Origin of the sequence: Bacillus infantis (assembly GCF_008180445.1) — a bacterium.
Lineage (GTDB): Bacteria > Bacillota > Bacilli > Bacillales > Cytobacillaceae > Bacillus_AB > Bacillus_AB infantis_B.
This window is the reverse complement of sequence record NZ_VTER01000003.1, coordinates 394,092-417,893: the sequence shown is the minus strand read 5'-3', so window position 1 is coordinate 417,893 and position 23,802 is coordinate 394,092. Positions and strand designations below refer to the sequence as shown.

Annotated in this window: 20 protein-coding genes, 2 pseudogenes and 2 riboswitches; of the genes and pseudogenes, 16 read left to right on the top strand and 6 right to left on the bottom strand. The window is 47.8% G+C overall.

Annotated features, from left to right (window positions below; genetic code table 11):
- The first annotated feature begins 2 nt into the window (after positions 1-2).
- From cccB to FZD51_RS06800, 4 genes are all read left to right on the top strand, one after another.
- Positions 3-320: a cytochrome c551 gene (gene cccB, locus FZD51_RS06815; protein WP_148974061.1), complete on the top strand. Its 318-nt coding sequence runs from the start codon at positions 3-5 to the stop codon at positions 318-320.
- Between the two features lie 344 nt (positions 321-664).
- A complete protein-coding gene (gene ftsE / locus FZD51_RS06810; protein ID WP_148974060.1) occupies positions 665-1,351 on the top strand; it encodes a cell division ATP-binding protein FtsE in 687 nt (228 codons plus the stop codon).
- Positions 1,341-2,234, top strand: a complete 894-nt coding sequence (gene ftsX, locus FZD51_RS06805) for a permease-like cell division protein FtsX (protein ID WP_148974059.1) — start codon at positions 1,341-1,343, stop codon at positions 2,232-2,234. The genes ftsE and ftsX overlap by 11 nt, the downstream gene beginning before the upstream one ends.
- Positions 2,235-2,398: 164 nt before the next feature.
- Positions 2,399-3,736, top strand: a complete 1,338-nt coding sequence (locus tag FZD51_RS06800) for a murein hydrolase activator EnvC family protein (protein ID WP_262380752.1) — start codon at positions 2,399-2,401, stop codon at positions 3,734-3,736.
- Positions 3,737-3,789: 53 nt separating this feature from the next.
- Here the strand turns inward: FZD51_RS06800 and FZD51_RS06795 are convergent, their stop codons facing one another.
- Positions 3,790-4,827 carry an STAS domain-containing protein gene (locus FZD51_RS06795; protein WP_148974057.1) on the bottom strand — a complete coding sequence of 346 codons (1,038 nt, stop codon included), beginning with the start codon at positions 4,825-4,827 and terminating at the stop codon, positions 3,790-3,792.
- A gap of 194 nt (positions 4,828-5,021) precedes the next feature.
- Here FZD51_RS06795 and FZD51_RS06790 point away from each other — a divergent pair, with 194 nt between their 5' ends.
- The 3 genes from FZD51_RS06790 (at position 5,022) to FZD51_RS06780 (ending at position 8,935) form a co-directional block, all read left to right on the top strand.
- Positions 5,022-6,476: a S41 family peptidase gene (locus FZD51_RS06790; protein ID WP_148974056.1), complete on the top strand. Its 1,455-nt coding sequence runs from the start codon at positions 5,022-5,024 to the stop codon at positions 6,474-6,476.
- Positions 6,477-6,639: 163 nt separating this feature from the next.
- The gene (locus FZD51_RS06785) at positions 6,640-7,833 is read left to right on the top strand and encodes a PDZ domain-containing protein (RefSeq protein ID WP_148974055.1); all 1,194 of its coding nucleotides are present in this window, start codon (positions 6,640-6,642) and stop codon (positions 7,831-7,833) included.
- Between the two features lie 118 nt (positions 7,834-7,951).
- Entirely contained in the window at positions 7,952-8,935 is a 984-nt protein-coding gene (locus FZD51_RS06780) for a Gfo/Idh/MocA family protein (RefSeq protein ID WP_148974054.1), read from the top strand.
- Positions 8,936-8,953: 18 nt separating this feature from the next.
- Here FZD51_RS06780 and FZD51_RS06775 read toward each other — a convergent pair whose 3' ends face one another.
- A complete protein-coding gene (locus FZD51_RS06775; protein WP_148974053.1) occupies positions 8,954-9,250 on the bottom strand; it encodes a hypothetical protein in 297 nt (98 codons plus the stop codon).
- A 161-nt stretch (positions 9,251-9,411) separates the two neighbouring features.
- Between FZD51_RS06775 and FZD51_RS06770 the strand changes: the two genes are divergently transcribed.
- Complete coding sequence (locus FZD51_RS06770; protein ID WP_262380751.1) at positions 9,412-9,864, top strand: GNAT family N-acetyltransferase; 453 nt, start codon at positions 9,412-9,414, stop codon at positions 9,862-9,864.
- Positions 9,865-9,992: 128 nt separating this feature from the next.
- Positions 9,993-10,133 (top strand): hypothetical protein, encoded by a 141-nt coding sequence (locus FZD51_RS26060; RefSeq protein WP_187445649.1) that lies wholly within the window; start codon positions 9,993-9,995, stop codon positions 10,131-10,133.
- A 46-nt stretch (positions 10,134-10,179) separates the two neighbouring features.
- Here FZD51_RS26060 and FZD51_RS26840 read toward each other — a convergent pair.
- The 3 genes and pseudogenes from FZD51_RS26840 to FZD51_RS06760 form a co-directional block, all read right to left on the bottom strand.
- Positions 10,180-10,638, bottom strand: a pseudogene (locus tag FZD51_RS26840) (methyl-accepting chemotaxis protein); the annotation flags it as partial.
- Positions 10,639-10,941: 303 nt separating this feature from the next.
- A pseudogene (locus FZD51_RS26835) lies at positions 10,942-11,496 on the bottom strand (protoglobin family protein); the annotation flags it as partial.
- Between the two features lie 151 nt (positions 11,497-11,647).
- Complete coding sequence (locus FZD51_RS06760) at positions 11,648-13,075, bottom strand: PAS domain-containing sensor histidine kinase (RefSeq protein ID WP_262380750.1); 1,428 nt, start codon at positions 13,073-13,075, stop codon at positions 11,648-11,650.
- Between the two features lie 322 nt (positions 13,076-13,397).
- Positions 13,398-13,497: riboswitch (SAM riboswitch) on the top strand.
- A 127-nt stretch (positions 13,498-13,624) separates the two neighbouring features.
- Positions 13,625-13,727, top strand: a riboswitch (SAM riboswitch).
- A 76-nt stretch (positions 13,728-13,803) separates the two neighbouring features.
- On the opposite strand from FZD51_RS06760, the gene FZD51_RS06755 reads away from it, so the two are divergent.
- From FZD51_RS06755 to FZD51_RS06740, 4 genes are read left to right on the top strand one after another with little or no spacing between them, the layout of a single operon-like run.
- On the top strand, positions 13,804-14,835 hold the full coding sequence (locus FZD51_RS06755) for a methionine ABC transporter ATP-binding protein (protein ID WP_148974050.1): 1,032 nt from the start codon (positions 13,804-13,806) through the stop codon (positions 14,833-14,835).
- The gene (locus FZD51_RS06750; RefSeq protein ID WP_148974049.1) at positions 14,825-15,475 is read left to right on the top strand and encodes a methionine ABC transporter permease; all 651 of its coding nucleotides are present in this window, start codon (positions 14,825-14,827) and stop codon (positions 15,473-15,475) included. The genes FZD51_RS06755 and FZD51_RS06750 overlap by 11 nt, the downstream gene beginning before the upstream one ends.
- Before the next feature lie 15 nt (positions 15,476-15,490).
- Entirely contained in the window at positions 15,491-16,321 is an 831-nt protein-coding gene (locus tag FZD51_RS06745) for a MetQ/NlpA family ABC transporter substrate-binding protein (protein WP_148974048.1), read from the top strand.
- Between the two features lie 38 nt (positions 16,322-16,359).
- Complete coding sequence (locus FZD51_RS06740) at positions 16,360-17,571, top strand: M20 family metallopeptidase (RefSeq protein WP_148974047.1); 1,212 nt, start codon at positions 16,360-16,362, stop codon at positions 17,569-17,571.
- 42 nt (positions 17,572-17,613) lie between these two features.
- Here the strand turns inward: FZD51_RS06740 and FZD51_RS06735 are convergent, their stop codons facing one another.
- Entirely contained in the window at positions 17,614-17,892 is a 279-nt protein-coding gene (locus FZD51_RS06735; RefSeq protein WP_148974259.1) for an alpha/beta-type small acid-soluble spore protein, read from the bottom strand.
- A gap of 240 nt (positions 17,893-18,132) precedes the next feature.
- On the opposite strand from FZD51_RS06735, the gene FZD51_RS06730 reads away from it, so the two are divergent.
- The 3 genes from FZD51_RS06730 to uvrA all read left to right on the top strand — a co-directional run bounded on the left by FZD51_RS06730 (position 18,133) and on the right by uvrA (position 23,725).
- A complete protein-coding gene (locus tag FZD51_RS06730; RefSeq protein WP_009793031.1) occupies positions 18,133-18,366 on the top strand; it encodes a CsbA family protein in 234 nt (77 codons plus the stop codon).
- 492 nt (positions 18,367-18,858) lie between these two features.
- Positions 18,859-20,838: an excinuclease ABC subunit UvrB gene (uvrB, locus tag FZD51_RS06725; protein ID WP_148974046.1), complete on the top strand. Its 1,980-nt coding sequence runs from the start codon at positions 18,859-18,861 to the stop codon at positions 20,836-20,838.
- Between the two features lie 7 nt (positions 20,839-20,845).
- Positions 20,846-23,725, top strand: coding sequence for an excinuclease ABC subunit UvrA (gene uvrA, locus FZD51_RS06720; RefSeq protein WP_148974045.1), 2,880 nt, complete (start codon positions 20,846-20,848; stop codon positions 23,723-23,725).
- The last annotated feature ends 77 nt before the right edge of the window (positions 23,726-23,802 follow it).

The following is a 23,802-nucleotide window of genomic DNA, read 5'->3' as shown; positions in this document are numbered from 1 at the left end:
AAATGAAAAAGAAATTGATGATGATTTTTATGGGAGCTTCCTTAGTCCTTGCAGCGTGCGGCGGCGGGGAAGAAGCGAATGAAGGCAGCGAATCGGCAGGAGCGGGGGACCCGCAGAAATTGTTTACCCAGAAATGCTCAAGCTGCCATGGCGACAATCTTCAGGGCGGAGTCGGGCCGAATCTAGAGAAAATCGGGTCACAGCTTTCCCAGGAAGAAATTGAAAAGACGATTGCAGAAGGTAAAGGGGCCATGCCGCCAAGGCTTCTTGAAGGCGAGGATGCCGCTGCGGTGGCAGAATGGCTGGCAGCTAAAAAGTAAGAGGAAAGAAACCGCTTTGTCCTACTTTAGTAGGATAGCGGTTTTTTTATTTTGGAAAACAAGAAGGTTTTTCCAATGTTTTTGTCGTATTTTAACAAATTACAGTACCCGATTTTAGGAATAAAGAATCATTTTTTATACAAATGAAAAGAAACTGTAATATTTTTTTCCGTTATTTTGACAAAGTATGATGTTATAATGGGTGAAGTGAGAATACGAACAAGCTGCTTTTAGTAGTTTTGTGTTTAATTTTGTCACGTTATCATAAACACTGTTGTCGAATTGCTGTCGATTTATGGCGAAAAGTTAATTCTATTCTTAACACTAAACTACAGGTGATATAAATGATCGAGATGCAAGACGTATATAAGAAGTATTCCAACGGAGTAACTGCTGCCAACGGGATAGACGTACGGATCAAGCAAGGAGAGTTTGTATATGTTGTAGGTCCGAGCGGAGCCGGCAAATCAACCTTCATCAAGATGATGTACAGGGAAGAGAGGCCAACATCCGGCACAATTACGATAAATGGCGTGAACCTTGCAAAGCTGAAGCCGAACAAAGTTCCGCTGCTCCGCCGAAACATCGGTGTTGTATTCCAGGATTTCAAGCTGCTTCCTACTTTGACAGTCTACGAAAATGTCGCATTCGCCCTTGAAGTTATCGAGGAGCAGCCAAAATATATTAAAAAACAGGTTATGGAAACCCTTGAGCTGGTCAATCTGAAGCATAAGGCGCGCATGCTGCCGACTGAATTGTCAGGCGGGGAGCAGCAGCGTGTATCCATTGCCCGCTCCATCGTGAATTCGCCGAAGGTAGTCATCGCCGATGAGCCTACCGGGAACCTTGATCCGGATACCTCGTGGGAAATCATGAATATCTTTGATGAGATCAATACGAGGGGCACAACAGTCGTGATGGCGACGCACAACAAAGAGATCGTAAATACAATCAAGCATCGCGTAATTGCCATTGAAGGCGGAAGAATCATACGTGATGAGCAGAGGGGGGATTACGGTTATGAAAGCTAGGACCCTTCGCCGTCACATCAGGGAGAGTTTCAAAAGCCTCGGCCGGAACGGATGGATGACATTCGCATCTGCCAGTGCTGTAACCGTCACTCTTATCCTGGTCGGTGTGTTTTTCGTTATTATGATGAATCTCAATCAAGTGGCTACCACCATTGAAGAGGACGTGGAAATCCGCGTTCACATCGATGTTGCTGCAAATGAGCAGGATCAGCAGGTTTTACGGAATAAAATAGAACAGATACCCGAAGTGGGAAGCGTCGAATTTTCAACCAAGGAAGAAGAATTGACCAATCTGATAGACAGTCTTGGGGATGAAGGCCAGGCCTTCACGCTTTTTGAACAGGACAATCCGTTGAACGATGTATTTATCGTAAAGACGAAAAACCCGGAAGATACAATGAAGACGGCAGAGAACATCGAGAAGCTGCAGTATGCCACAAAAGTTAAATACGGACAGGGGCAGATTGAGAAGCTGTTCAGCTTTATCAATACAAGCCGGAATGTCGGACTGGTCCTGGTAGTGGGCCTGCTGTTCACCGCCATGTTCCTGATTTCGAATACGATTAAAATCACAATCGTTGCAAGAAGAAAAGAAATTGAGATTATGAAGCTTGTAGGGGCGACCAATTCATTCATCCGCTGGCCGTTCTTCCTTGAAGGGCTGTGGCTGGGAGTGCTGGGAGCAATCCTCCCGATCGTACTGGTTGCAACCACTTATAACTATGCCTATGATTATATTTCGCCAAGGCTTCAAGGCCATTTCATCCAGCTGCTTGAATTCAATCCATTTGTCTACCAGGTGTCCGCGCTCCTCATTCTGATGGGAGCATTGATCGGAGTCTGGGGCAGCCTGATGAGTGTCCGCAAGTTTCTTAAAGTATAAGAATAATAGAAAAGATGCATGGAAGGGCCCTGCAGGGGGGAACCATACTCCGGGCCCTTTATGCGTCATAAAATAGACGTATGAATAGTATGAAAAGTTTCAAAAACATATAGAAGACGATCTAACCCGTACATATGGCACCATTGGAAAGGAGAAATCGGAACTTGAAAAAATCAATAGCAGCGTTTTCTTTTGCCGCGGCAGTCGGATTGGGAAGCATCTTTGGAGGCATCCCAGCCAGCCAGGCATCAGCGAGCAAAATCGGTGATCTGGAAAGCAAGAAGAATCAAATTCAGGAGCAGCGCTCCGGCAATGACAGCAAGATTAACAGCGCGGATTCAGAGATTAATAGACTTCAGGGTGAGCAGGACAAGGTGAGCAAGGAGCTTGAGCGCCTGAGCCTCTCCATTTCCGATACAGAAACGAAAATCAAGGAAAAAACAGCACAGATTGCTGCAACGAAAGAAGAGATTGAAAAGCTGAAGGCCGAGATCGTGGTCATCACTGAGCGAATCAGCAAACGTAATGAAATGCTGAAGGACCGTGCCCGTTCATTCCAGGAAAATGGCGGTATGGTCAGCTATCTCGATGTCCTGATGGGAGCACAGAACTTCAGCGATTTCATTGACCGTGTAGGAGCAGTCGCTACGATTGTGGAAGCAGACCAGGATATCCTGCGCGAGCACGAGGCAGACAAAAAGCTCCTTGAAGAGACTCAGGCAAAGGTGGAAAGTGAGCTTTCTTCCCTTGAGAAGATGCGCACCGACCTTGAGAGCATGAAAAAGCAGCTGAATGCACAGAAAGCTGAAAAGAATAAGCTGATGGCCAGCTTAAAGAATCAGGAAGAGCATAAGCATGCTGAAAAGCTGAATCTTGAAGAAGAAAACGAACTGCTGGCTGCCCAGGAAGCTGCCATCAAGCAGGCAATAGAGCTTGAGAAAAAGCATCAGGCAGAATTGGCAAGGCAGGCTGAGCTTGAGCGCCAAAGACGTGCGGCTGCAGCAGCGGCTGCCAAGAAAAACAGCTCATCCGGAAGCAGTAATAGCAGCAGCAACAGCGGCGGTGGAGGCGGCGGCCCAGTGTCATCCGCACCTTCAATTTCAGGAGGCAACTTCACGAAGCCTGCTGCAGGTGTTGTGACATCCGGACTTGGACAGCGCTGGGGAACTTTCCACGCTGGTGTGGACATCGCAAAAAGTGGAACAGTCCCAGTCGTGGCAGCGGCAAATGGCGTTGTCATCAGATCATATTACTCCAGCAGCTATGGAAATGTCGTATTTATCTCTCATTCTATTGAGGGACAAGTATACACAACTGTTTATGCACATTTAAGCAGCCGTTCAATCGGCACCGGAGCGACTGTCTCAAAAGGCCAGCAAATCGGCATCATGGGCAACACCGGTGATTCACAAGGCCAGCATTTGCACTTCGAATTGCACAGAGGCCCTTGGAATGCATCTAAATCCAATGCCATTAATCCAATCGGCATCGTGCCAATGTAATAAAAAAAGGGAAGAAGCTTAAGTGCTTCTTCCCTTTTTTATGCACAAAACGATCAGTCAGTTTTTTTTACAGGTGCGATCTCAAGCCCTTCCATGCTCAGTGCCTCATTGATGGCATGTTTGAGTGTGGCAAAACAGTGCTGGTCATTCAGCGTGATATTCCGCTCGGTCAGCTGGATGCTGATCTGAGGGGAGATGCCTACAATGAAAGGCTTGACCCCCATCAGGGTGATTGTTTTAGTCAGGTTATTTATTAGCTCCAGAATATAGTCATCAACTGAATTGATGCCTGTGATATCCACAATCAGTGTAGAGGGCTTATGAAGCAAAAGGCCGGAAAGAACTTTTTCGATGAGCTGTGATGAACGGTTCTCCTCGAATTTGCCCATTAAAGGAAGGACTGTAATGCCATCTATTACGGGGATAAGCGGAGAAGACAGATCATTCACCAGCTCGCTCAATTCTCTTGTGCGCTGATCGACTTTTCTTTCTAACTCGAGAATTGCCTGCTGCTCTTTCTTTCGGATGCTGTCATGGATATTGTCCTTTGGTGTGATTTGGGAAGGGAAATAGCTGATTTCCGTATAGGTGCTTCCTTCAAAGATGCTGGCTGTGATTTCGTACCAGATGCTTGTAGCGAAAAGGCCAGAAAGCACTCCTGCCCAGTGGCCCGGAATAAAACTTCCTGCCGAGCTTTTTCCCTGGGCGCGGATGACCCTTTCTTCCCAATCATTATTAAGCCGTAATGTCGCTGTCCTGTTATCCATGGAATATTCGATTATTTCTACCTGGCCCCACCCGGCACTTCTATAAAGCGGTGGAAGATATTCGATGATCGCTTCTACACTTTTGCCTGTGCTTTTATAAAATCTGCTTACATCTTCACCGGTCCTGTAGCCTGCTGTTTCAAGCACGAGCCTGGCGGAATCGTCTCCTGCCACTTCTTCAATTGTATCCATAAAGGTTTTAAGGGCTGTTTTGGTCCAAAGGAGAATAGCATCATCCCCTTCAAAATCAAGGGAACCGCTGCTTTCATTCCATTGGATGGTCGTTTGCCCGATTTTATACTCATTATTAGTCTTATCCTCCAAAAAACTTTCCTCCTTCAGCCAGCAAGTTATTCATAAACTTCGTTACCATTTTACCCTTTAGCGGAGGTGAATACCAATAAAAAGGGGAAGAATGCGATATAAATCTAAGGGGAAAGTGGATTCCATCATAACCTGTCCATATCTTTCATATAGTGAAATATCAAGCTTAACAGGCTTATGAAAGGAAGATACCTATGAATCGAAGAGTGATCGCTTTTTTTATGGCCGGATCACTGCTGGCCGGATCGGGAGGGACGTATGCAGGGATGCAGTGGTTCTACTATTCGCAAAAAGAGGCCGGCCTTGAGCACAAATCCGGGCTGGAGGGCAAGGAAGATCCAGATAGCGGAGCACCCGGGGAGCTTGGGAAGGTAGGCCAGGCGTATGAGCTGATCCTCGGAAGCTATGTAGAGAAGGTAGAGGGGGAGCAGCTGGCAGAAGGGGCCATCCAGGGGATGCTTTCGACACTGGATGATCCTTATTCCGTATATATGAATGAAGATACTGCCAGGCAATTCAATGAAACGCTTGAGTCATCGTTTGAAGGAATCGGAGCGGAAGTGAGTATGGTGGAAGGCAAGGTGATCATTGTATCTCCTTTTAAGGATTCTCCAGCAGAGAAAGCCGGCCTGAAGCCGAACGACCAGATTTTGAAGGTTGATGGTGATAGCGTTGAAGGCCTTGATTTATATGAAGCCACTTTGAAAATCCGAGGTGAAAAAGGGACCAGTGTTATGCTGGAAATACGTAGGCAGGGCCTTCAGGAGCCGCTTTCAGTAAAGGTGAAAAGAGATGAAATTCCGCAGATTACTGTCTATGCGGAAATGAAAAAAGAAAACGATAAAAAAATCGGCCATATAGAGATTACGACTTTTTCAGAGGATACAGCAAAAGAATTCACCAGGGAGCTGAAAAAGCTTGAGAAAGAGGGACTGGATGGACTGATCATTGATGTGCGCGGCAATCCCGGGGGACTGCTGTCCAGTGTCGAGGAAATTCTGAAAGGTCTCGTTACTAAAGAAAAGCCATATGTTCAGATTCAGAAAAGGAACGGAGATAAGACAAGATATTTCTCAGAGCTTGAGAAAGAAAAAGACTATCCGGTAGCCGTTCTGATTGATAAAGGCAGTGCATCTGCGTCTGAAATTCTTGCCGGAGCACTGGAGGAAGGGGCAGGCTATCCGCTTATCGGAGAAACCACCTTTGGAAAAGGGACAGTCCAGCAGCCCGTCCCTATGAGGGATGGAAGCAATATTAAACTGACATTGTTCAAATGGCTGACTCCGGATGGAAACTGGATTCATAGGAAAGGGATCAAGCCGACAATTGAAGTCGTCCAGCCGGAGATTTTCCACACCCACCCGCTTAATCTGGAGAAGCCGCTTGTACTGGATATGAATAATGAGCAGGTCAAAAATACACAGATCATGCTTGATGGGCTCGGGCTGTCGCCTGGACGGAAGGACGGCTATTTCAGTGAAGCGACCGAAACAGCGGTCAAAGCCTTCCAGCAGCATCAGGGACTGGAGGCAACAGGCAAGGTTGATAACAAGACGGCTGCCGAGCTTGTCCAGGCTATCATTGCGGAAACCAAGAAAGAAGAAAATGATATTCAGCTGCAGGCAGCCTTCCGCTATCTGAGCAGGTGACCGCAGAGCGGTGACAGGCACCTCCCGAATCTTGTCGAATCTGTTAAAGGGCAGCAGGCATCTGTAATATTCGCCATATCGAATATAACAGGTGCCTGCCGCCCTGTTTTTTTGATAGAATAGAAGTAATAGAAACTTTTATACTAGAGGTTGGTGGGAGGATTTGATTCAGGAGTGGCTTTTGGAGCTGGCAAAGGGTGCGGGAAAGCTTTTGATGAATCCCGTGTTTTATTATCTGTTCTTTTTAGCGGCGCTGCTTGGGGTTTCCAGAGTGAAGCGCGAGCGCAAGAATTTTCATATCAGGGTGGAAAATGCCTACTTTGAGCTTCGCCGGCTGATCCCTGCTGGACTTGCAGCAGGCCTGGTTCTTTCAGTGATCACTTTGGGAACCGGCATTGTGATTCCGATAGAGCTGGTGTGGCTGACAGCTGCATTCACCATTCTCTGGAGCCTGACAGGAAGAGTTCGGCTCCTTGCCCCGGCTTACACAGTGGGCGCAGCATTTTTCGCCAGCATTTATATCATTGACAGGGGCTTTAGCATCCCGCTCATTAAAGCTGCCGGCAATTGGACAGATGACATGCTCTTCCCGGCGGGTGCGTCTCTGCTCGCACTGCTGATGATTGGCGAAGCTGTCCTGATTCTGCGGAACGGCGGCCGGGCAACGTCTCCTAAGCTCATTAAAAGCAAGAGGGGACAGACCATCGGTGTCCATGAAACGAAAAGGCTTTGGCTGCTGCCCTTATTTTTGCTGGTTCCTGGCGATGCAATCTATGGGTTGTTCGGCTGGTGGCCGCTGTTTTCCATAGGAGACAGCTCTTATGCAATCATCTTAGTTCCATTTTCAGTCGGGTTCTCTCAGCAGGTCCAGGGCATGCTGCCGGATACGGCTGCCAAGCGGACTGGCAGAAGGCTGCTGGTCTTCTCCATCATCCTTCTTCTGCTTTCGGCAGCAGGCTATTGGTACCCTCTGGCATCGATCGGGGTGGCTGCACTGGCTGTGATCGGAAGAGAATTCATCACATACCGCCAAAAGGTATATGACCGCAACCAGCCTTTCTTTTTTTCAAGAAGGAATGAGGGCCTTGTGGTTCTCGGCGTCAAGCCGGGCACGCCCGCAGAATCGATGGGCCTTAAAACCGGTGAACTGGTTTCGAAGGTGAATGGACTGAAGGTCCAGGATGAAAATGATTTATACAATGCCCTCCAGCGCAATGGGGCCCACTGCAAATTGGAAGTGTTCGACGTAAATGGACAGATCCGCTTTGTCCAGAAAGCATTATATGAAGGTGACCATCATGAGCTCGGCATTCTGTTTGTGCAGGATGAGTGGAAGAAAGATGAGCGGGCTGTTTGATGGCCAAATAAAAAGCCCGGCTGCAATTTAACGCAGCCGGCTTTTTGCATAGACTCCATTCTCCCTGCTGGTATACACTGGAATTAGGTAACTAAAAAGGAAAAGGGGTGTCCTGCTCATGATCAAATTCGGCGTCATCGGTACAAACTGGATCACGGAAAAATTAGTTCTTGCCGGGAAAGAGCTGGAGGATTTTCAGCTGGCAGCAGTGTATTCAAGAACACGGGATAAAGGCGAGAGGTTTGCGGAGAAGTTTGGTGCAGAGCATATATTCACAGATTTAGAGACCATGGCAAAAAGCGAAGTGATAGATGCGGTGTATATTGCAAGCCCGAACTCGCTTCACAGCGGTCAGGCAGAGCTGTTTCTGCGAAATGGGAAGCATGTGCTTTGCGAAAAGCCGGCAGCTTCAAATATGGCTGAGCTGAAGGTGATGATCCAGGCTGCTAAAGATCATCATGTGCTGTTCATGGAAGCGATGAAAACGACATTTTATCCGAATTTCCAGCAGATCAGGGAGCATTTGCCGAGAATCGGAAAGGTGAGGCAATACTTCGCCCACTATTGCCAGTATGACTCCAGGTATGAAGATTACAAAGAAGGCAGGCAGGCGAATGCCTTTGATCCAAAGCTGTCGAACGGCGCTTTGATGGATGTCGGCGTGTACGCGGTCTATCCGTTGCTGGTTCTTTTCGGAGAGCCGAAAAGCCTCCAGGCAAGCGGATTTCTGCTGGAAACCGGATCAGATGCTTCCGGAAGCATTGTTTTTACCTATGATGATATGGATGCGGCTGTCCTTTTTTCAAAAATCACGGATTCTTCTCTGCCTGCCGAAATACAGGGTGAAAAGGGCTCAATAAAAATAGACCGGATTTCCACAATGGACGTAGTGGAGCTGCAGCTGCGCAATCAGGAGCCTGAAGTCATCTCCGTGGCACAGAATAAGAACAGCCTTTTCTATGAGCTCCAGGAATTTATCCGTCTTGTGAAGGCAGGGGAAACAGAATCGGATATTAACACTTTCCAGAACAGCATGCTGGTCATGGAAATGCTGGATGAAGCCAGAAAACAGATGGGCGTCGTATACCCGGCAGACCTTTAAAAAGTCCTTGGCGCCAGGTTATCCGGTTTGGCGTTCTCGGCCCAGAATGGCTATTAAAATATATTGAATATAACAGAGTTCATTCTGCCTCTTCTTGCGCATAAGGTAAAGCTGGTTGATGAGTTCATTCAGCTGGACTTTGCTGAGCTTGTCGAGCATAAGGCTGATGGCGCGGCCTTTGCTGATTTTCACCTCAGATTGTTCTGATGTTCTGATGCACATGTCCCGAAAAGGCGTGATATACATGGAGAGCAGATCTTTAATCTCATTGGTCGTCAGCATGCCGTCATAAGGGATTCCAGAAGTTTCTTTCATGGTTATTCCGCCTTTCTAAAAGAGGGATTTATTGTAATATACCCGATTATCTTTTAATAAAGAGGCGGTTTGGAATTCCTTTTTAAAAGGATGCTATTATCATAGGCCATATTGTCTAGCTTCCTCTAGCTGGGTGGCAATGAAAGGGGGCAATAGGGAAAGTGGGAGATATCCATATTCTCAATATAAAAGACAGAAGGACAGCAGAAGAGGTCCTTGGCATCCAGATTCCTGCCTATAAAATAGAAGCTGGAATTATTGGCTTTGATGCTATCCCGCAGCTGTTTGATACAGCTGAAAGCTTGATGGCCTCCCGTGAAAGCTTTATCGGAATGAGCATGGAAGGGAAGTTGGCCGGTGTTCTTGCTTATGAAGAGGATGAAAATTGGGTGGTCATCAGCCGTTTGACCGTTCATCCATCGTTTTTCCGCAGAGGCATTGCAAAGAGTTTGCTTGCTCATTTAACTAGTGAATTTACCGGCAGAAAATGGAGGGTACTGACCGGGAAGAGGAATATGCCAGCCCTTCAATTGTATAAAGAGTTCGGTTTTAAAGAAAAAGGGGAGCTGCAGCCTGAACCCGGCGTGCAGCTGACTGTCCTGGAAAAAGAATAAGCAAAACCTATCATGCACGATCAGGGGAAATTACGGAGCAGGATCGCTGGACCATCTGGCTCGCCGTGAAATGACAAATCTGGCATTTTATTGTAAAATATATACAACTCAAGGCGGGGGGCGGTATTTTGAAATTCAGAATAAAGCAGAAGAAAGAAAAGAAAAAGAATAACAAGCTTGAAGTGATTGATGTTGCAATTGATCTGATAGAGCCGATTTACCTTCTGTCCCGGTTTCTCATCCGTTCTCTATTTAAATTTGTGCAGTGACAAAAAAAAAGAGAAGCAGTGATGCCTATGCTTCTCTTTTGCATTTTTAAAAATTAGCCACTGTTAAGCTTAGTTCCTCAGCGGAATCTGACAGTTTGGCTGCAGCGCTGCTGATTTCAGAAAGAAGGCCGGTAAGGAGTTCGATGTCCTTTTCGATCTGGCGGCTTTTATCCTTGCTTTCTGTGCTTGCCGACAGGATTTCTTTGAAGACATTTCCTGTGTTTTCGATCTCTTTATTCCCGTTCACAACTATTCCATCAATGGTGCCAATCTGCGAAATCACCTCTGAAATCTGCCTGATTGTGCTGTTCAGCAGTGATGTAATGTTAGAGGATGAGTCTTTCGTTTGTTCTGCCAGCTTTCTGACTTCATCGGCAACAACGGCAAATCCCTTTCCATGCTCGCCTGCCCTGGCAGCCTCAATGGCAGCATTAAGAGCGAGCAGATTGGTCTGGTCTGCAATGCTTGTTATCACGCCGGCAATCTCGCCGATCTGGTTCGAGGTTTTTTCCAGGCTGCTGATGGTGCTCGTGATTTCATTCACATTGCTTTTCAGCTCATGCATATTATCAACAACCCGATTCAGCTGGTCGCGGCCTTTGGATGAACGCGATTCCATTTCAGTCGAAGAAGCGGCCCCATCTTTTGCATTGCCGGATATCTGCCGGGACTGATGCACAATCTGTTCTACAGATGCGCCAGTCTGCTCTGACATGGCAGCAAGATTTTCGACGATTTCCCCGACATAGCTTTTCAGCTCAACCTTCGCTTGATTCTCCCTTTCGGCTGCGAATGTTTCCATTGTCTGCTGCATGATGGAAATGCATAGCTGGATTTCAAGATTGAAAATCTTTGCCATCGCAAAAGTCACGCGGCTTTGATCTTTCGATGACAGTTCCAGCTCCTGCAGGACAATTTCCAGGATATTTTTCATAAGCAGCTGGTAAATGGACATATACCAGTGAATCTGCACCCCGATCTGTACATAGGCCCTTGCTGCTGTTCTGCGGCGTTCAACGAATTCGCCGTCAACTATGCCATTGAACAGACTGAGGATATACTGCTGGCTCATCTCTGTAGTCACGCCAATTTTTGAAATATCGGTTATTTTTTTGACATCCTCTTGTTCATAAGTGAGAAGTTTATTGTAAACGGCGCTGATATGCTTTTCGGCAATCGGGCGCACTGCCCGCAAAATAGCCAAATCTTCTTTTGTCAGGCCCATCACTTCAATTTGAAGCTTTAAATCCTGATCAAGTCCAGTTTCCTGTACTGCATGTTCCAGTTCTTGCTGAATCAGGCTTTCAAGGTCAAACGATTTCGGTTTTGCTGTTTTCGTAAAAAGCACTTGAAACACTCCCATTTTCTATATCTATTATCCTGCTTTATATCGGCAATATGGGGGAAGTTTTTACTATTGTTTAGACAGAAGTACAATTGTTTTCAAGAAGGCCTGCAGCGGGAAGATGGAGCAGGATGCAAAAAAGCTCCGGCAGGAACGCCGGAGGCTTCAATCAGACCACAGGAATCAGCAATTTAACGATGGTCCCCTCATTTTCTTTGCTTGTTATATATATGTTCCCGCCGTGGCTCTTAATGATCCGGTTGCAGATCATGAGCCCAAGGCCTGTCCCCTTTTCCTTCGTGCTGTAGAACGGTTCACCGAGCTTCGGCAGCCTTTCCTCGGGAATGCCGATCCCTTCATCCTTCACGCTGATCATCGCAAAGGTGTTATCCTGCCTGACTTCAATGCTGATTTTTCCGCCATGGGGCATGGCTTCAATTGAATTCTTGATCACATTGATAAGCACCTGCTTGATTTTATCGATTTCACAGCGGACGCTGATTTCAGCCAGGGAGTATTTTACATCTATCATGATGTTATAGATAAGCGCCTGTGTGTTTAAAAGGGTGACGACGCTTTTGACTATATTCACCAGATTGGTTTCCTGAGCCTCTGTTACGACAGGCTTGGCGAGGACAAGGAGGTCATTGACGATTTCTTCGATCCGTTCGAGCTCGGAAAGGATTACATCCCCATATTTTTCTGTTTTCCGCTCAGTGAGAAGCTGGGTAAAGCCTTTGATGGCGGTAAGGGGATTTCTGATTTCATGGGCGATTCCTGCGGCAAGCTGCCCGACGACAGAGAGCTTTTCTGCATTATGAAGCTTTTCTTCGGTCTTCTTCTGGCCGGTGACGTCTTTGATGATGATCTGGAAAAGCTTCCGGTTCTTAAAAACGGTGGGTATCAGCTGGATGGCGGCCTTCCGGGTGTTCCCGTCGCTCCTGATGATATTTAATTCAAAAGAGACCGCCTGGTTCGCCTGGTAAAAATCCTTCAGATAGCCATGATCAGAAGGTGATACATAGTCATACAAAGAAGCGCCTATGATTTCCTTGCTTGAAGTGAAGCCGAACACCTTCTTGCCTTCATCATTCATGTAGGTCCATATGCCTTTCTCGGTTGTCATGCCAATGGTATCCCTGCTGTATTCGACAAGGAAACGGTACTTTTCCTGGGTTTCCATGTTTTCTTCTTCCATATTGACGCGCTCGGTCATATCCCTTGAAATGCACATGGCTTCCTGGCCGTCGCCGAGTGTGCTGATGCTCGTCTCCAGCCAGATATAGTCGCCTTCCTTGCGGCGGAAGCGGAATGAAATGCGTGAGCTGCTGCCCGGGGATAGCCCGCGGAATTCTTTTTTGAGGATTTCTTTATCTTGGGGGTGGCAGTAGGCCAGGATGCAGTCCTTGTACAATTCTTCTTGTGAATAGCCCAAAAGGGTGCTGCAGGATGGGGAAACATATAAAAAGATGCCTTCTTTTGTATGCCTTGAAATCAGGTCTGCCGAATGCTTCAGAGCCAGCTCGAGATTCTTTGCTTCAACTTTGTCCACAAATAATTCAGATTGATAGTCTCTGTTTGTTGCAATCAAAACCATTCTCCCTCCCGGAATGCAGTTCAATTTGCTCTTTTCCACTATTATACAATAGACAAGCGGGCAGAAATATAGGAGTAAACTCCCTCTTCTTGTATGAAGCCTGGGGAGAATGTTGATAAAGGAAGGAAAAAATGTGGAAAACCTCCTTTATCCACAGCAGATGGAGTTTTATTTTTTCAAAACTTCCCAAAAATAAGTAAGGGTTTTCAAAAATTGTGGATAAAACTTTTTATCCGAAAAATTTTAAAAAGGGTTTGACAGAACTTTGAAACGCGTGTAAAGTAAAAACAATTAATCAAGCAAACAAACTTAATACGATAGCTTCTTATCCAGAGAGGTAGAGGGACTGGCCCTATGACACCTCGGCAGCGGACTGATGAACCGTGCCAATTCCAGCAGGCAGATTGCCTGAAAGATAAGAAGAGGACGAACGCCTATTATTCTGCCCTCTTCTTTTTGAAGAGGGCTTTCTTGTTTTCCGGAATAAAAGTGCGGGGTGCTGCATAGCTATTGTATTAAAACCAATTAATTATATAGGAAAACTATAATTTCTTATCCAGAGAGGCAGAGGGACTGGCCCTATGAAGCCTCGGCAGCGGACTCTTATGAGTACTGTGCCAATTCCAGCAGGTGTGAGCCTGGGAGATAAGAAGAGCCAATGCTGATGATGCATGCCCTCTTCTGTTCTCAGGAGAGGGTTTTTTATTTGATATGGAGGGTGAAGCAAAATGATAGAATTTCAGGATCTCAGAAAGGTGTATGAAAGCGGTGGGCAGCAGGTTGCCGCTCTCAATGGGATTGATCTAGCAATCGATAGAGGAGAGATATTTGGTGTCATCGGCTTCAGCGGTGCGGGGAAAAGCTCGCTGATCCGCTGTGTGAATCTGCTCGAAAGGCCGACCTCAGGCAAGGTGATCGTCGATGGGCATGACCTTACCTCTCTTTCAGCAAAAGAGGTGAGAGAAGTTAAACGTAATATCGGGATGGTATTCCAGCATTTCAATCTGCTGAACTCAAAGACGGTGTTTGCCAATGTAGCCATGCCGCTCACCCTGGCAAAGCTGCCGAAAGAGCAGATTCGCAAACGGGTGGCTGAGCTGCTTGAGTTTGTCGGCCTTGCTGATAAAGCGGATAAATATCCGGATCAGCTTTCAGGCGGACAAAAGCAAAGAGTCGGGATTGCCAGGGCGCTTGCCACACAGCCTTCAATCCTGCTGTGCGATGAAGCAACATCGGCCCTTGACCCGCAGACAACAAGCAGCATCCTGCAGCTCTTGAAAAAAATAAACGCGGAATACAATATCACCATCCTGATCATCACCCATGAAATGACGGTCATCAGGGAAATCTGCGACAGGGTGGCGGTGATCGAGGCTGGGAAGATCATTGAGGAAGGATCAGTGTTCGATGTATTCTCGGCGCCGAAAACACAGACTGCCCAGAACTTTGTCAGCTCTGTCATGAATGATTCGATCCCTGATTCTGTAAAGCAGCTTGTTGAGAACAACAATGGCAGGGAAAGGATCTTCCGGATCAATTTCGTCGGCCAGTCAGCGGGGCAGCCGCTGCTCTCCAGGCTTGCCAAGAAGTTCGATATAGATATAAATGTGCTGTTCGGGAATATAACCGAGCTGCAGGGCATCCCGTTTGGGAACCTTGTGGTCGAATTCCAGGGAACCGACCAGGAAGTGCAGCGCGCCCTTATGTACATTCATCAGGAAAAAGTCTCAATCAAGGAAGTGAAAACACATGCTAGTTGATCACACGCAAATCATAGAAGCACTCATCGAAACCATTCAAATGGTGGCCTTCTCGCTTCTTTTTTCCACCATCCTTGGATTGCCGCTGGGAATCCTGCTGGTAATTACGAGAAAAGGCCATCTGCTGGAGAATCTGCCCGTTTTTAACGTGCTGAATGGAATCATCAACATATTCCGCTCTGTTCCATTCATCATCCTGATGGTAGCAATCATTCCTGTGACGCGGTTTTTAGTAGGCACCTCAATCGGAACGGCCGCTGCTGTGGTACCGCTCGTATTCTATGCCGGCCCATATATTGCAAGATTGATCGAGAACTCGCTCCTGGAGGTTGATCCCGGTGTCCTCGAGGCAGCGGAAGCGATGGGGGCGACACCGGCACAGATCATCTTTAAGTTTCTTGTACCGGAAGCGCTCAGCTCGCTTGTTCTGGCATTGACCATTGCAACCGTCGGACTTGTCGGAGCATCCGCCATGGCAGGAGCTGTCGGAGGAGGCGGGCTTGGCGATTTGGCCATTACCTACGGCTATCAGCGCTTTGATACAACGGTCATGATCATAACAGTCGCTATCCTGGTCATTATGGTCCAGGGGCTGCAAAGCTTCGGCAATATTTTATCCAAAAAAATCAGAAGACGATAACAGGAGGAATCATCCATGAAAAAACTAATATTAACAGCAATCATCCTTGCACTGGCGGTTTTCAGTGCAGCCTGCTCATCATCAACAAGCGGCAAGGAAAAAGAAAAAGAAGTGAAAATCGGGGTCAGCGGGTCAGACAACCGCATTTGGGACTTCGTAGCCAAGAAGGCTGAAAAAGAAGGAATCAAAGTGGAAATCGTCCGCTTCTCTGATTATGTCCAGCCAAACATTGCCCTTGCAGAGGGAGAGCTTGATGCCAATGCCTTCCAGACCATTTCTTACTTCAATGCTTTTAAAAAGGAGCATGATCTGGATCTTTCACCAATCGCGACAACAGTCATTGCACCAATGGGAATCTACTCTGAAAAATATAAAGATGTAAAAGATATCCCGGAAGGCGGAAAGATTGCCGTGCCGAACGAAGCAACCAATATGGGAAGATCATTCCTGCTTCTGCAGGAAGCCGGCCTGATCACTTTGCCTGAAGACTTTGACGGAAATGGCAGCATTGAAAAGATCGTCGAAAACCCAAAAAACCTGGAAATCGTTCCTGTAGTGGCGGGCCAGACTCCGCGCGTCCTGCCGGATGTAGCGGCCTCCATCATCAATAATGGAATCGCTGTTGATGCTGGCTTCAACCCTGTTGAAGACTCCATCTTCCATGAAAGTGCAACAGCAACACCATATATCAACATCATTGCCGCCAGAACAGAAGACAAAGACAATGAAACACTGAAGCGTCTTGGAGAGCTGTATCAGGAAGACGATGTAGCTGAATTCATTGAAAAAGAATACAAAGGCAGCACAATCCCGACATTCGTCCCGCTTAGTGAAATCGGAGAATAAAAACCGGTGCCTGGCACCGCAAATAGGAGGAGATCATTATGTCAGCACCTGCTAAATCTGTAATTGAATTGAAGGAAAGAATCAATCAAAGTGTGGAGGCTGGAAGGGAGCTTTACCTTTCAACAAGTCATCAGATCCATGACAAGCCGGAAATCGGCAACGAGGAATTTTTTGCATCCGGATTGCTCTCGGGAATTCTTGAAAAAGAGGGCTTTGAGGTCGAACGCGCAGTTGCCGGCCATGAGACAGCCTTTGCTGCAAGGAAAAAGTCTTCCAAGCCGGGACCTTCCATCGCTTTCCTTGCCGAATATGACGCACTGCCGGGAATCGGCCATGCCTGCGGCCATAATATTATCGGCACAACAAGTACAGCGGCGGCGATTGCTTTAAGCAAGGTGATTGAAGAAACAGGCGGAGAGGTCGTCGTATTCGGAACACCTGCAGAGGAAGGCGGTCCGAACGGCAGTGCAAAGGGCAGCTTCGTAAAGCACGGCCTGACTGAGGGAATTGATGCGGCGCTTATGATCCATCCTTCAAGCAAGACGGCACTGACAAGCTCCTCCCTGGCAGTGGATCCATTGGACTTTGAGTATATCGGCAAGCCTGCCCATGCCGCGGCTTCACCGCACGAAGGCATCAATGCACTTGATGCGGTCATCCAGCTTTTCACTGGAATCAATGCCCTGCGCCAGCAGCTGAAGGATGATGTCCGGATCCACGGCATTATCACTCACGGAGGCGATGCACCAAATATTATCCCGGAATATGCAAAAGCGCGTTTCTTCATCCGGGCAGCGACAAGAACCTATTTAAATGAGGTTACAGAAAAAGTGAAGAAGGTGGCAGAAGGTGCCGCCCTGGCAACTGGTGCTGAATTGAATGTGATTGCATTCCAGAATGAAGTCGATAATCTTCTATTAAATAGAACGTATGATGAAGCATTCCGTGAAGTCATCGAGGAACTGGGCGAAGAGGTCGATATCTCAGGCAGGGATGGAATCGGTTCGACAGATGCAGGCAACATCAGCCAGCAGGTACCTACGATCCACCCTTATATCAAAATCGGCAGCGATGACCTTGTTGCCCATACAGTACCTTTCCGTGAAGCTGCACGCTCGAAAAAAGGCGATGAAGCCCTGCTCACAGGTGCAAAGGCACTGGCACAGACTGCTTTCCGCCTTATCACTGAACCTGAACTCCTTGCTTCCATTAAAGAAGAGTTCACAAGGAACAAAGAAGCGCAAAAATAAAGGATGGAGCTGCCAATATGGCGGCTCCATTTTTCCATTATACTATTGATTTTTATTGAGGCTTTCCTGGGCCATACGGATTAACTCTTTCACCATGCTGCCGCCGATCGGGCCGCCGACTTTACCTGCCTCGCGGGATGTCAGCCTGCCGTTATATCCCGGCTGAAGCGGAACATCCTTTTCCCTGGCCACCTCATATTTTACTTCCTCCGGCGCCTCCGCACTGACCTTATAGCCTTGGCCGGCCATGACACGTGCCTTTAATGTGTCGAGAGCTTCACGGGATTCTGGTACAAGAGGGCGCCTCCTTCTTCTGGACATCATGCAAACCTCCTTTCCGTTCATTATGGTTAGTATTTTGCAAACAGCCTTTTTCTAAGCGAAGCTCCGGCCATATAATCTGCAGCAAACAGAATCCGATGAATGGAAAACAATGCCCTAAGTTAAAAAATACAGCGGCATAATTTTGAAATTGCTTGTATCATAAAGTATGAACCGCTATTCTAATGTTATACTTGTCCGCAATTCATAGTGAATCTATCATAAAGAAGGTGTGAAAAAGTGGCGCTAAAGTATCTTTCAGCCCTGCTGCTGCCCGGACTGCTTGTCATGTTCTTTACGAGGGTGACGTATAATCATGTAATCGGGCTCATTCTGACAGTCGCCCTGATTGCCGCCTCCGTCTACAAGGGCTATACAGACAGCTGGGGGCTTATTGTTGTTGATGCCTTTTCTTTGACTGCCGGTTTCTGGTATGCACAGATCATGAAACAAAGAGCAAAGAAGCGAGCTTAAGATTTTATAAAAACCTGCCTGGTTTTAATCGGGCAGGTTATTTTATTTGGCAAGCAAGGCTTTCAGCTGTCTTCTACATCTATATTTCCCGCCGACATATTTCGCGGGAAATATTCCTGCTTTAAGGGGCCGGGCCAGCATTTAATCAAACGTTTGATTAACCTTTATTCGGCAGGAATCGAGCCGTTTCGGGCAGGAGCCTTGTTAATCATCGTATGCTATTTCATGGAAAACGAATATCCGTTCGCATATTCCTGGTTTCTTTCAGGTGCTTTGTGGTAGAATGAGGATATGAGTTTTTCAGCTTCGTACAAGGCTTCAGACCTTTTTCTTCTATAATATAACTTCAGCAGGAATCATCACGTGCATTCAGGATCGCTTAACCATTCAAAGAACAGGGGCTTCGGAAGCAAGGTGCTTGCTTACTGGTATGCCTGCCTGCAAATATAGATAAAATGTTAAAATCAACTTCTTGAACAGGAGGCTTTTTTTGTGAAGGACCAATTTGAATTAGTCTCAAAATATTCGCCCCAGGGCGATCAGCCAGAGGCCATCAGCAGGATTGTCGAGGGCATCCGCTCCGGCAAGCGGCATCAGACCCTGCTGGGTGCGACCGGTACTGGTAAGACGTTTACCATTTCCAATGTGATTAAAGAGGTTAACAAGCCTACCTTGGTCATTGCCCATAATAAAACACTGGCTGGCCAGCTTTACAGTGAGTTCAAGGACTTTTTCCCGAACAATGCTGTAGAGTATTTTGTCAGTTATTATGATTACTACCAGCCTGAGGCATACGTGCCCCAGACAGATACATTCATTGAAAAAGATGCAAGCATCAATGATGAGATTGACAAGCTGCGCCACTCGGCAACTTCTTCGCTTTTTGAACGGAAGGACGTTATCATCATCGCCAGTGTTTCCTGCATATACGGCCTCGGTTCACCTGAGGAATACAAGGAGCTTGTGCTCTCTTTGAGGACAGGGATGGAAATTGAGCGGAACCAGCTTCTGCGCCGCCTTGTTGATATCCAGTATGAGCGGAACGATATCGATTTCCGGAGGGGGACCTTCAGAGTCCGCGGCGATGTGGTGGAAATCTTCCCGGCTTCACGGGATGAGCATTGCATGCGGGTCGAATTTTTCGGTGATGAGATTGACCGGATCCGTGAGGTGGATGCGCTGACCGGAGAAATCATGGGCGAGCGTGACCATGTTGCCATCTTCCCGGCCTCCCACTTCGTAACACGCGAGGAAAAGATGAAAATTGCAATCGGCAATATTGAAAAGGAATTGGAAGAGCGCCTGGAGGAAATGCGTGAAAACGGCAAGCTTCTTGAGGCTCAGCGCCTGGAACAGAGGACGCGCTATGACCTGGAGATGATGAGGGAAATGGGCTTCTGCTCAGGGATCGAGAACTATTCCCGCCATCTGACTCTCCGTCCGGCCGGATCGACTCCATATACGCTGATTGATTATTTCCCTGACGATTTCCTGATGGTCGTCGATGAATCACACGTTACGATTCCTCAGGTCAGGGGGATGTTCAACGGGGACCAGGCCAGGAAATCAGTCCTTGTGGACCATGGATTCAGGCTGCCATCCGCGATGGATAACAGGCCGCTCACCTTCCAGGAATTCGAAAAGCATATCAATCAGATTGTATATGTTTCCGCAACCCCGGGTCCATATGAAATAGAGCATACGCCGGAAATGGTCCAGCAGATCATACGGCCGACAGGGCTGCTTGATCCGACGATCGAGGTGCGCCCGATTGAAGGCCAGATCGATGACCTGATTGGCGAAATCAATGATCGGGTAAAGAAGAATGAGAGGGTCCTCATTACGACCCTGACGAAAAAAATGTCAGAGGACTTGACCGACTATCTGAAGGAAATCGGCATAAAGGTACAGTATCTCCATTCAGAGGTCAAGACGCTGGAGCGGATTGAGATCATCCGTGAGCTCCGCCTTGGAAAATATGATGTACTGATCGGAATCAATCTCCTGAGGGAGGGGCTCGACATTCCGGAGGTTTCCCTTGTCAGCATTCTTGATGCAGATAAAGAGGGCTTCCTCCGTTCAGAGAGGTCCCTCATCCAGACAATCGGGCGCGCGGCCCGGAATGCATCCGGCCATGTCATCATGTACGCAGACAAGATCACCAATTCAATGGAGCTGGCGATCAGCGAGACGAAAAGGCGCCGGGAAATCCAGGAAGCTTATAATGAGGAGCACGGCATCACACCGCAGACGATCCAGAAGGAAATCCGCGATGTAATCCGCGCCACCCACGCTGCCGAGGAGCAGGCCGACTATGCTGCACCAGCCAAACCGGCAAAAATGACGAAGAAAGAACGCGATAAACTGATCGCAAATATGGAAAAGGAAATGAAGGAAGCGGCCAAGGCGCTCAATTTCGAGCGGGCTGCCGAGCTTCGTGATCTATTATTAGAGCTGAAAGCGGAAGGATGACGAACTGATGGCAATGGAAAAACTGATTGTAAAAGGCGCCAGGGCCCATAACCTGAAGGATATTGATGTCACCATCCCGAGGGATAAGCTCGTGGTGCTGACGGGGCTTTCCGGATCCGGGAAGTCATCCTTGGCCTTTGATACGATATATGCAGAGGGGCAGCGCCGCTATGTGGAATCTCTTTCCGCATACGCGCGCCAGTTCCTCGGCCAGATGGATAAGCCTGATGTCGATGCCATTGAAGGGCTGTCGCCGGCAATCTCCATCGACCAGAAAACAACAAGCAGGAACCCGAGATCGACTGTCGGCACCGTGACGGAAATCTATGATTATCTGAGGCTGCTGTTCGCCAGGGTCGGCCGTCCGACATGCCCGATCCATAATGTGGAGATATCCTCCCAGACAATCGAGCAGATGGTCGACAGGATCATGGAATATCCGGAAAGAACGAAGATGCAGGTCCTCGCTCCAGTCGTTGAGGGCAGGAAGGGGACCCACGTCAAGGTTCTTGAGGATGTGAAAAAGCAAGGCTATGTCCGTGTCAGAGTCAATGGCGAAATGCATGACCTTGGTGAAGACATCACATTGGAAAAAAATAAGAAACACAGCATACAAGTGGTCATTGACCGCGTAGTCGTAAAAGAGGGCGTGGCAGCAAGGCTGGCTGACTCCCTTGAAACGGCGCTTAAGCTCGGTGAAGGCAAGGTCATCATTGATGTGATCGGAGAGGAAGAGCTCCTCTTCAGCGAAAACCATGCCTGCCCGCACTGCGGCTTCTCCATCGGCGAGCTTGAACCGAGAATGTTCTCCTTCAACAGCCCATTCGGCGCCTGCCCATCCTGTGACGGGCTCGGCAGCAAGCTTGAAGTGGATGTTGATCTTGTCATTCCAAATCGAGGACTATCTTTAAGGCAGCATGCCATCGCCCCTTGGGAGCCGACAAGCTCCCAATATTACCCTCAGCTGCTTGAGGCAGTCAGCAGCCATTTGGGAATTGACATGGACATGCCTGTACAGGATATACCGAAGTATTTGCTTGATAAGCTTCTTTACGGAGCAAAAGGGGAAAAAATCTATTTCCGCTATGAAAACGATTTTGGCCAGGTAAGGGAAAACTTTATTGAGTTTGAAGGCGTGATCCGAAATGTGGAAAGGCGCTTCAAGGAAACAAGCTCCGACTATATCCGCGAACAGATGGAAAAGTATATGGCCCAGCACCCTTGCCCGGCCTGTAAAGGGAACCGCCTGAAACAGGAGAGTCTAGCTGTGCTGATTGCAGGGGAGCATATTGGGAAGATTACATCTCTGTCCATCGAAGAGGCAGAAGACTTTTTTGAACATGTAATTCTCTCTGAAAAAGAAAGGCAGATTGCCAACCTGATTCTTAGGGAGATAAAAGAAAGGCTCGGATTCCTCATCAATGTGGGACTGGACTATCTGACACTAAGCCGGGCAGCGGGCACGCTGTCAGGAGGGGAAGCTCAGCGCATCCGTCTTGCGACTCAGATCGGCTCCCGCCTGACCGGTGTCCTGTATATCCTGGACGAGCCGTCAATCGGCCTTCACCAGCGCGACAATGACAGGCTGATCGATACACTCAAGAATATGCGTGATATCGGGAACACGCTCATAGTCGTTGAACATGATGAGGATACGATGATCGCGGCCGACTACCTTATTGATGTCGGCCCGGGAGCTGGTGTCCACGGCGGCCAGATTGTTTCCCAGGGGACACCGGCAGAGGTAATGGATGATCCGAATTCCTTGACCGGCCAGTATTTGTCAGGGAAGAAATTTATCCCGCTGCCGCTTGAACGGAGAAAAAGCGACGGCCGCTTCATTGAAATAAAGGGTGCGCAGGAAAACAACCTGAAAAACGTAAATGCCAAATTCCCGCTTGGCACGTTTACTGCTGTCACCGGTGTTTCCGGATCCGGGAAAAGTACGCTGATCAATGAGATCCTCCATAAAACCCTGGCGCAAAAGCTTCATAAAGCTAAAACAAAGCCAGGTGAGCATAAGGATGTCAAAGGGATCGAGCATCTTGATAAGGTCATAGACATCGACCAGTCGCCGATCGGGCGGACACCACGCTCCAATCCGGCAACTTATACCGGCGTCTTTGACGATATCCGCGACGTATTTGCCTCTACCAATGAAGCAAAGGTCCGCGGATACAAGAAGGGACGCTTCAGCTTCAACGTTAAAGGCGGAAGATGCGAGGCATGCCGGGGAGACGGAATCATTAAGATTGAGATGCATTTCCTTCCTGATGTGTATGTCCCATGCGAGGTCTGCCACGGGAAACGCTATAACCGCGAAACTCTTGAAGTTAAGTATAAAGGGAAAAATATTTCCGATATCCTTGATATGACAGTAGAGGATGCACTTGAATTCTTTGAAAATATTCCAAAGATCAGCCGAAAGCTCCAGACAATCTATGACGTGGGCCTTGGCTATATCACGCTCGGCCAGCCGGCAACCACATTGTCCGGAGGAGAGGCTCAGCGTGTGAAGCTGGCTTCAGAGCTCCACCGCAGGTCAACCGGCCGCTCTTTCTATATACTGGATGAACCGACGACAGGGCTCCATGTCGATGATATCTCCAGGCTGCTCACTGTATTGCAGAGACTTGTTGAAAACGGGGATACAGTCCTGGTCATCGAGCATAATCTCGATGTCATCAAGGCTGCCGATTATATAGTCGACCTTGGACCAGAGGGCGGCGATAAAGGCGGAACCATCATTGCCCAGGGCACTCCGGAAAAAGTGGCTGAAGCAGAAGGCTCTTATACCGGCAAATATCTAAAGCCTATCCTGGACAGGGACCGCATCCGCATGCAGAAGCTGGTCAAAGAAAGAGAAACAAGCGTATCAAAAGCATAAACCCAAAAGCGAGTTCCGCAATTACTGCGGGCCCGCTTTTTTAGTATGATGGAATTCCTGCTGAAAATTGCCAGATT

Bases quoted from the DNA above. Each gene is read 5' to 3' on its own strand.
- cccB (WP_148974061.1), top strand. From the start codon at position 3: ATGAAAAAGAAATTGATGATGATTTTTATGGGAGCTTCCTTAGTCCTT.
- FZD51_RS06755 (WP_148974050.1), top strand. From the start codon at position 13,804: ATGATAGAATTTCAGGATCTCAGAAAGGTGTATGAAAGCGGTGGGCAG.
- FZD51_RS06775 (WP_148974053.1), bottom strand. From the start codon at position 9,250: ATGAAAGAAACTTCTGGAATCCCTTATGACGGCATGCTGACGACCAAT.
- FZD51_RS06780 (WP_148974054.1), top strand. From the start codon at position 7,952: ATGATCAAATTCGGCGTCATCGGTACAAACTGGATCACGGAAAAATTA.
- ftsX (WP_148974059.1), top strand. From the start codon at position 1,341: ATGAAAGCTAGGACCCTTCGCCGTCACATCAGGGAGAGTTTCAAAAGC.
- FZD51_RS06740 (WP_148974047.1), top strand. From the start codon at position 16,360: ATGTCAGCACCTGCTAAATCTGTAATTGAATTGAAGGAAAGAATCAAT.
- FZD51_RS06760 (WP_262380750.1), bottom strand. From the start codon at position 13,075: ATGGTTTTGATTGCAACAAACAGAGACTATCAATCTGAATTATTTGTG.
- uvrA (WP_148974045.1), top strand. From the start codon at position 20,846: ATGGCAATGGAAAAACTGATTGTAAAAGGCGCCAGGGCCCATAACCTG.
- FZD51_RS06790 (WP_148974056.1), top strand. From the start codon at position 5,022: ATGAATCGAAGAGTGATCGCTTTTTTTATGGCCGGATCACTGCTGGCC.
- ftsE (WP_148974060.1), top strand. From the start codon at position 665: ATGATCGAGATGCAAGACGTATATAAGAAGTATTCCAACGGAGTAACT.
- FZD51_RS06745 (WP_148974048.1), top strand. From the start codon at position 15,491: ATGAAAAAACTAATATTAACAGCAATCATCCTTGCACTGGCGGTTTTC.
- FZD51_RS06750 (WP_148974049.1), top strand. From the start codon at position 14,825: ATGCTAGTTGATCACACGCAAATCATAGAAGCACTCATCGAAACCATT.
- FZD51_RS06735 (WP_148974259.1), bottom strand. From the start codon at position 17,892: ATGTCCAGAAGAAGGAGGCGCCCTCTTGTACCAGAATCCCGTGAAGCT.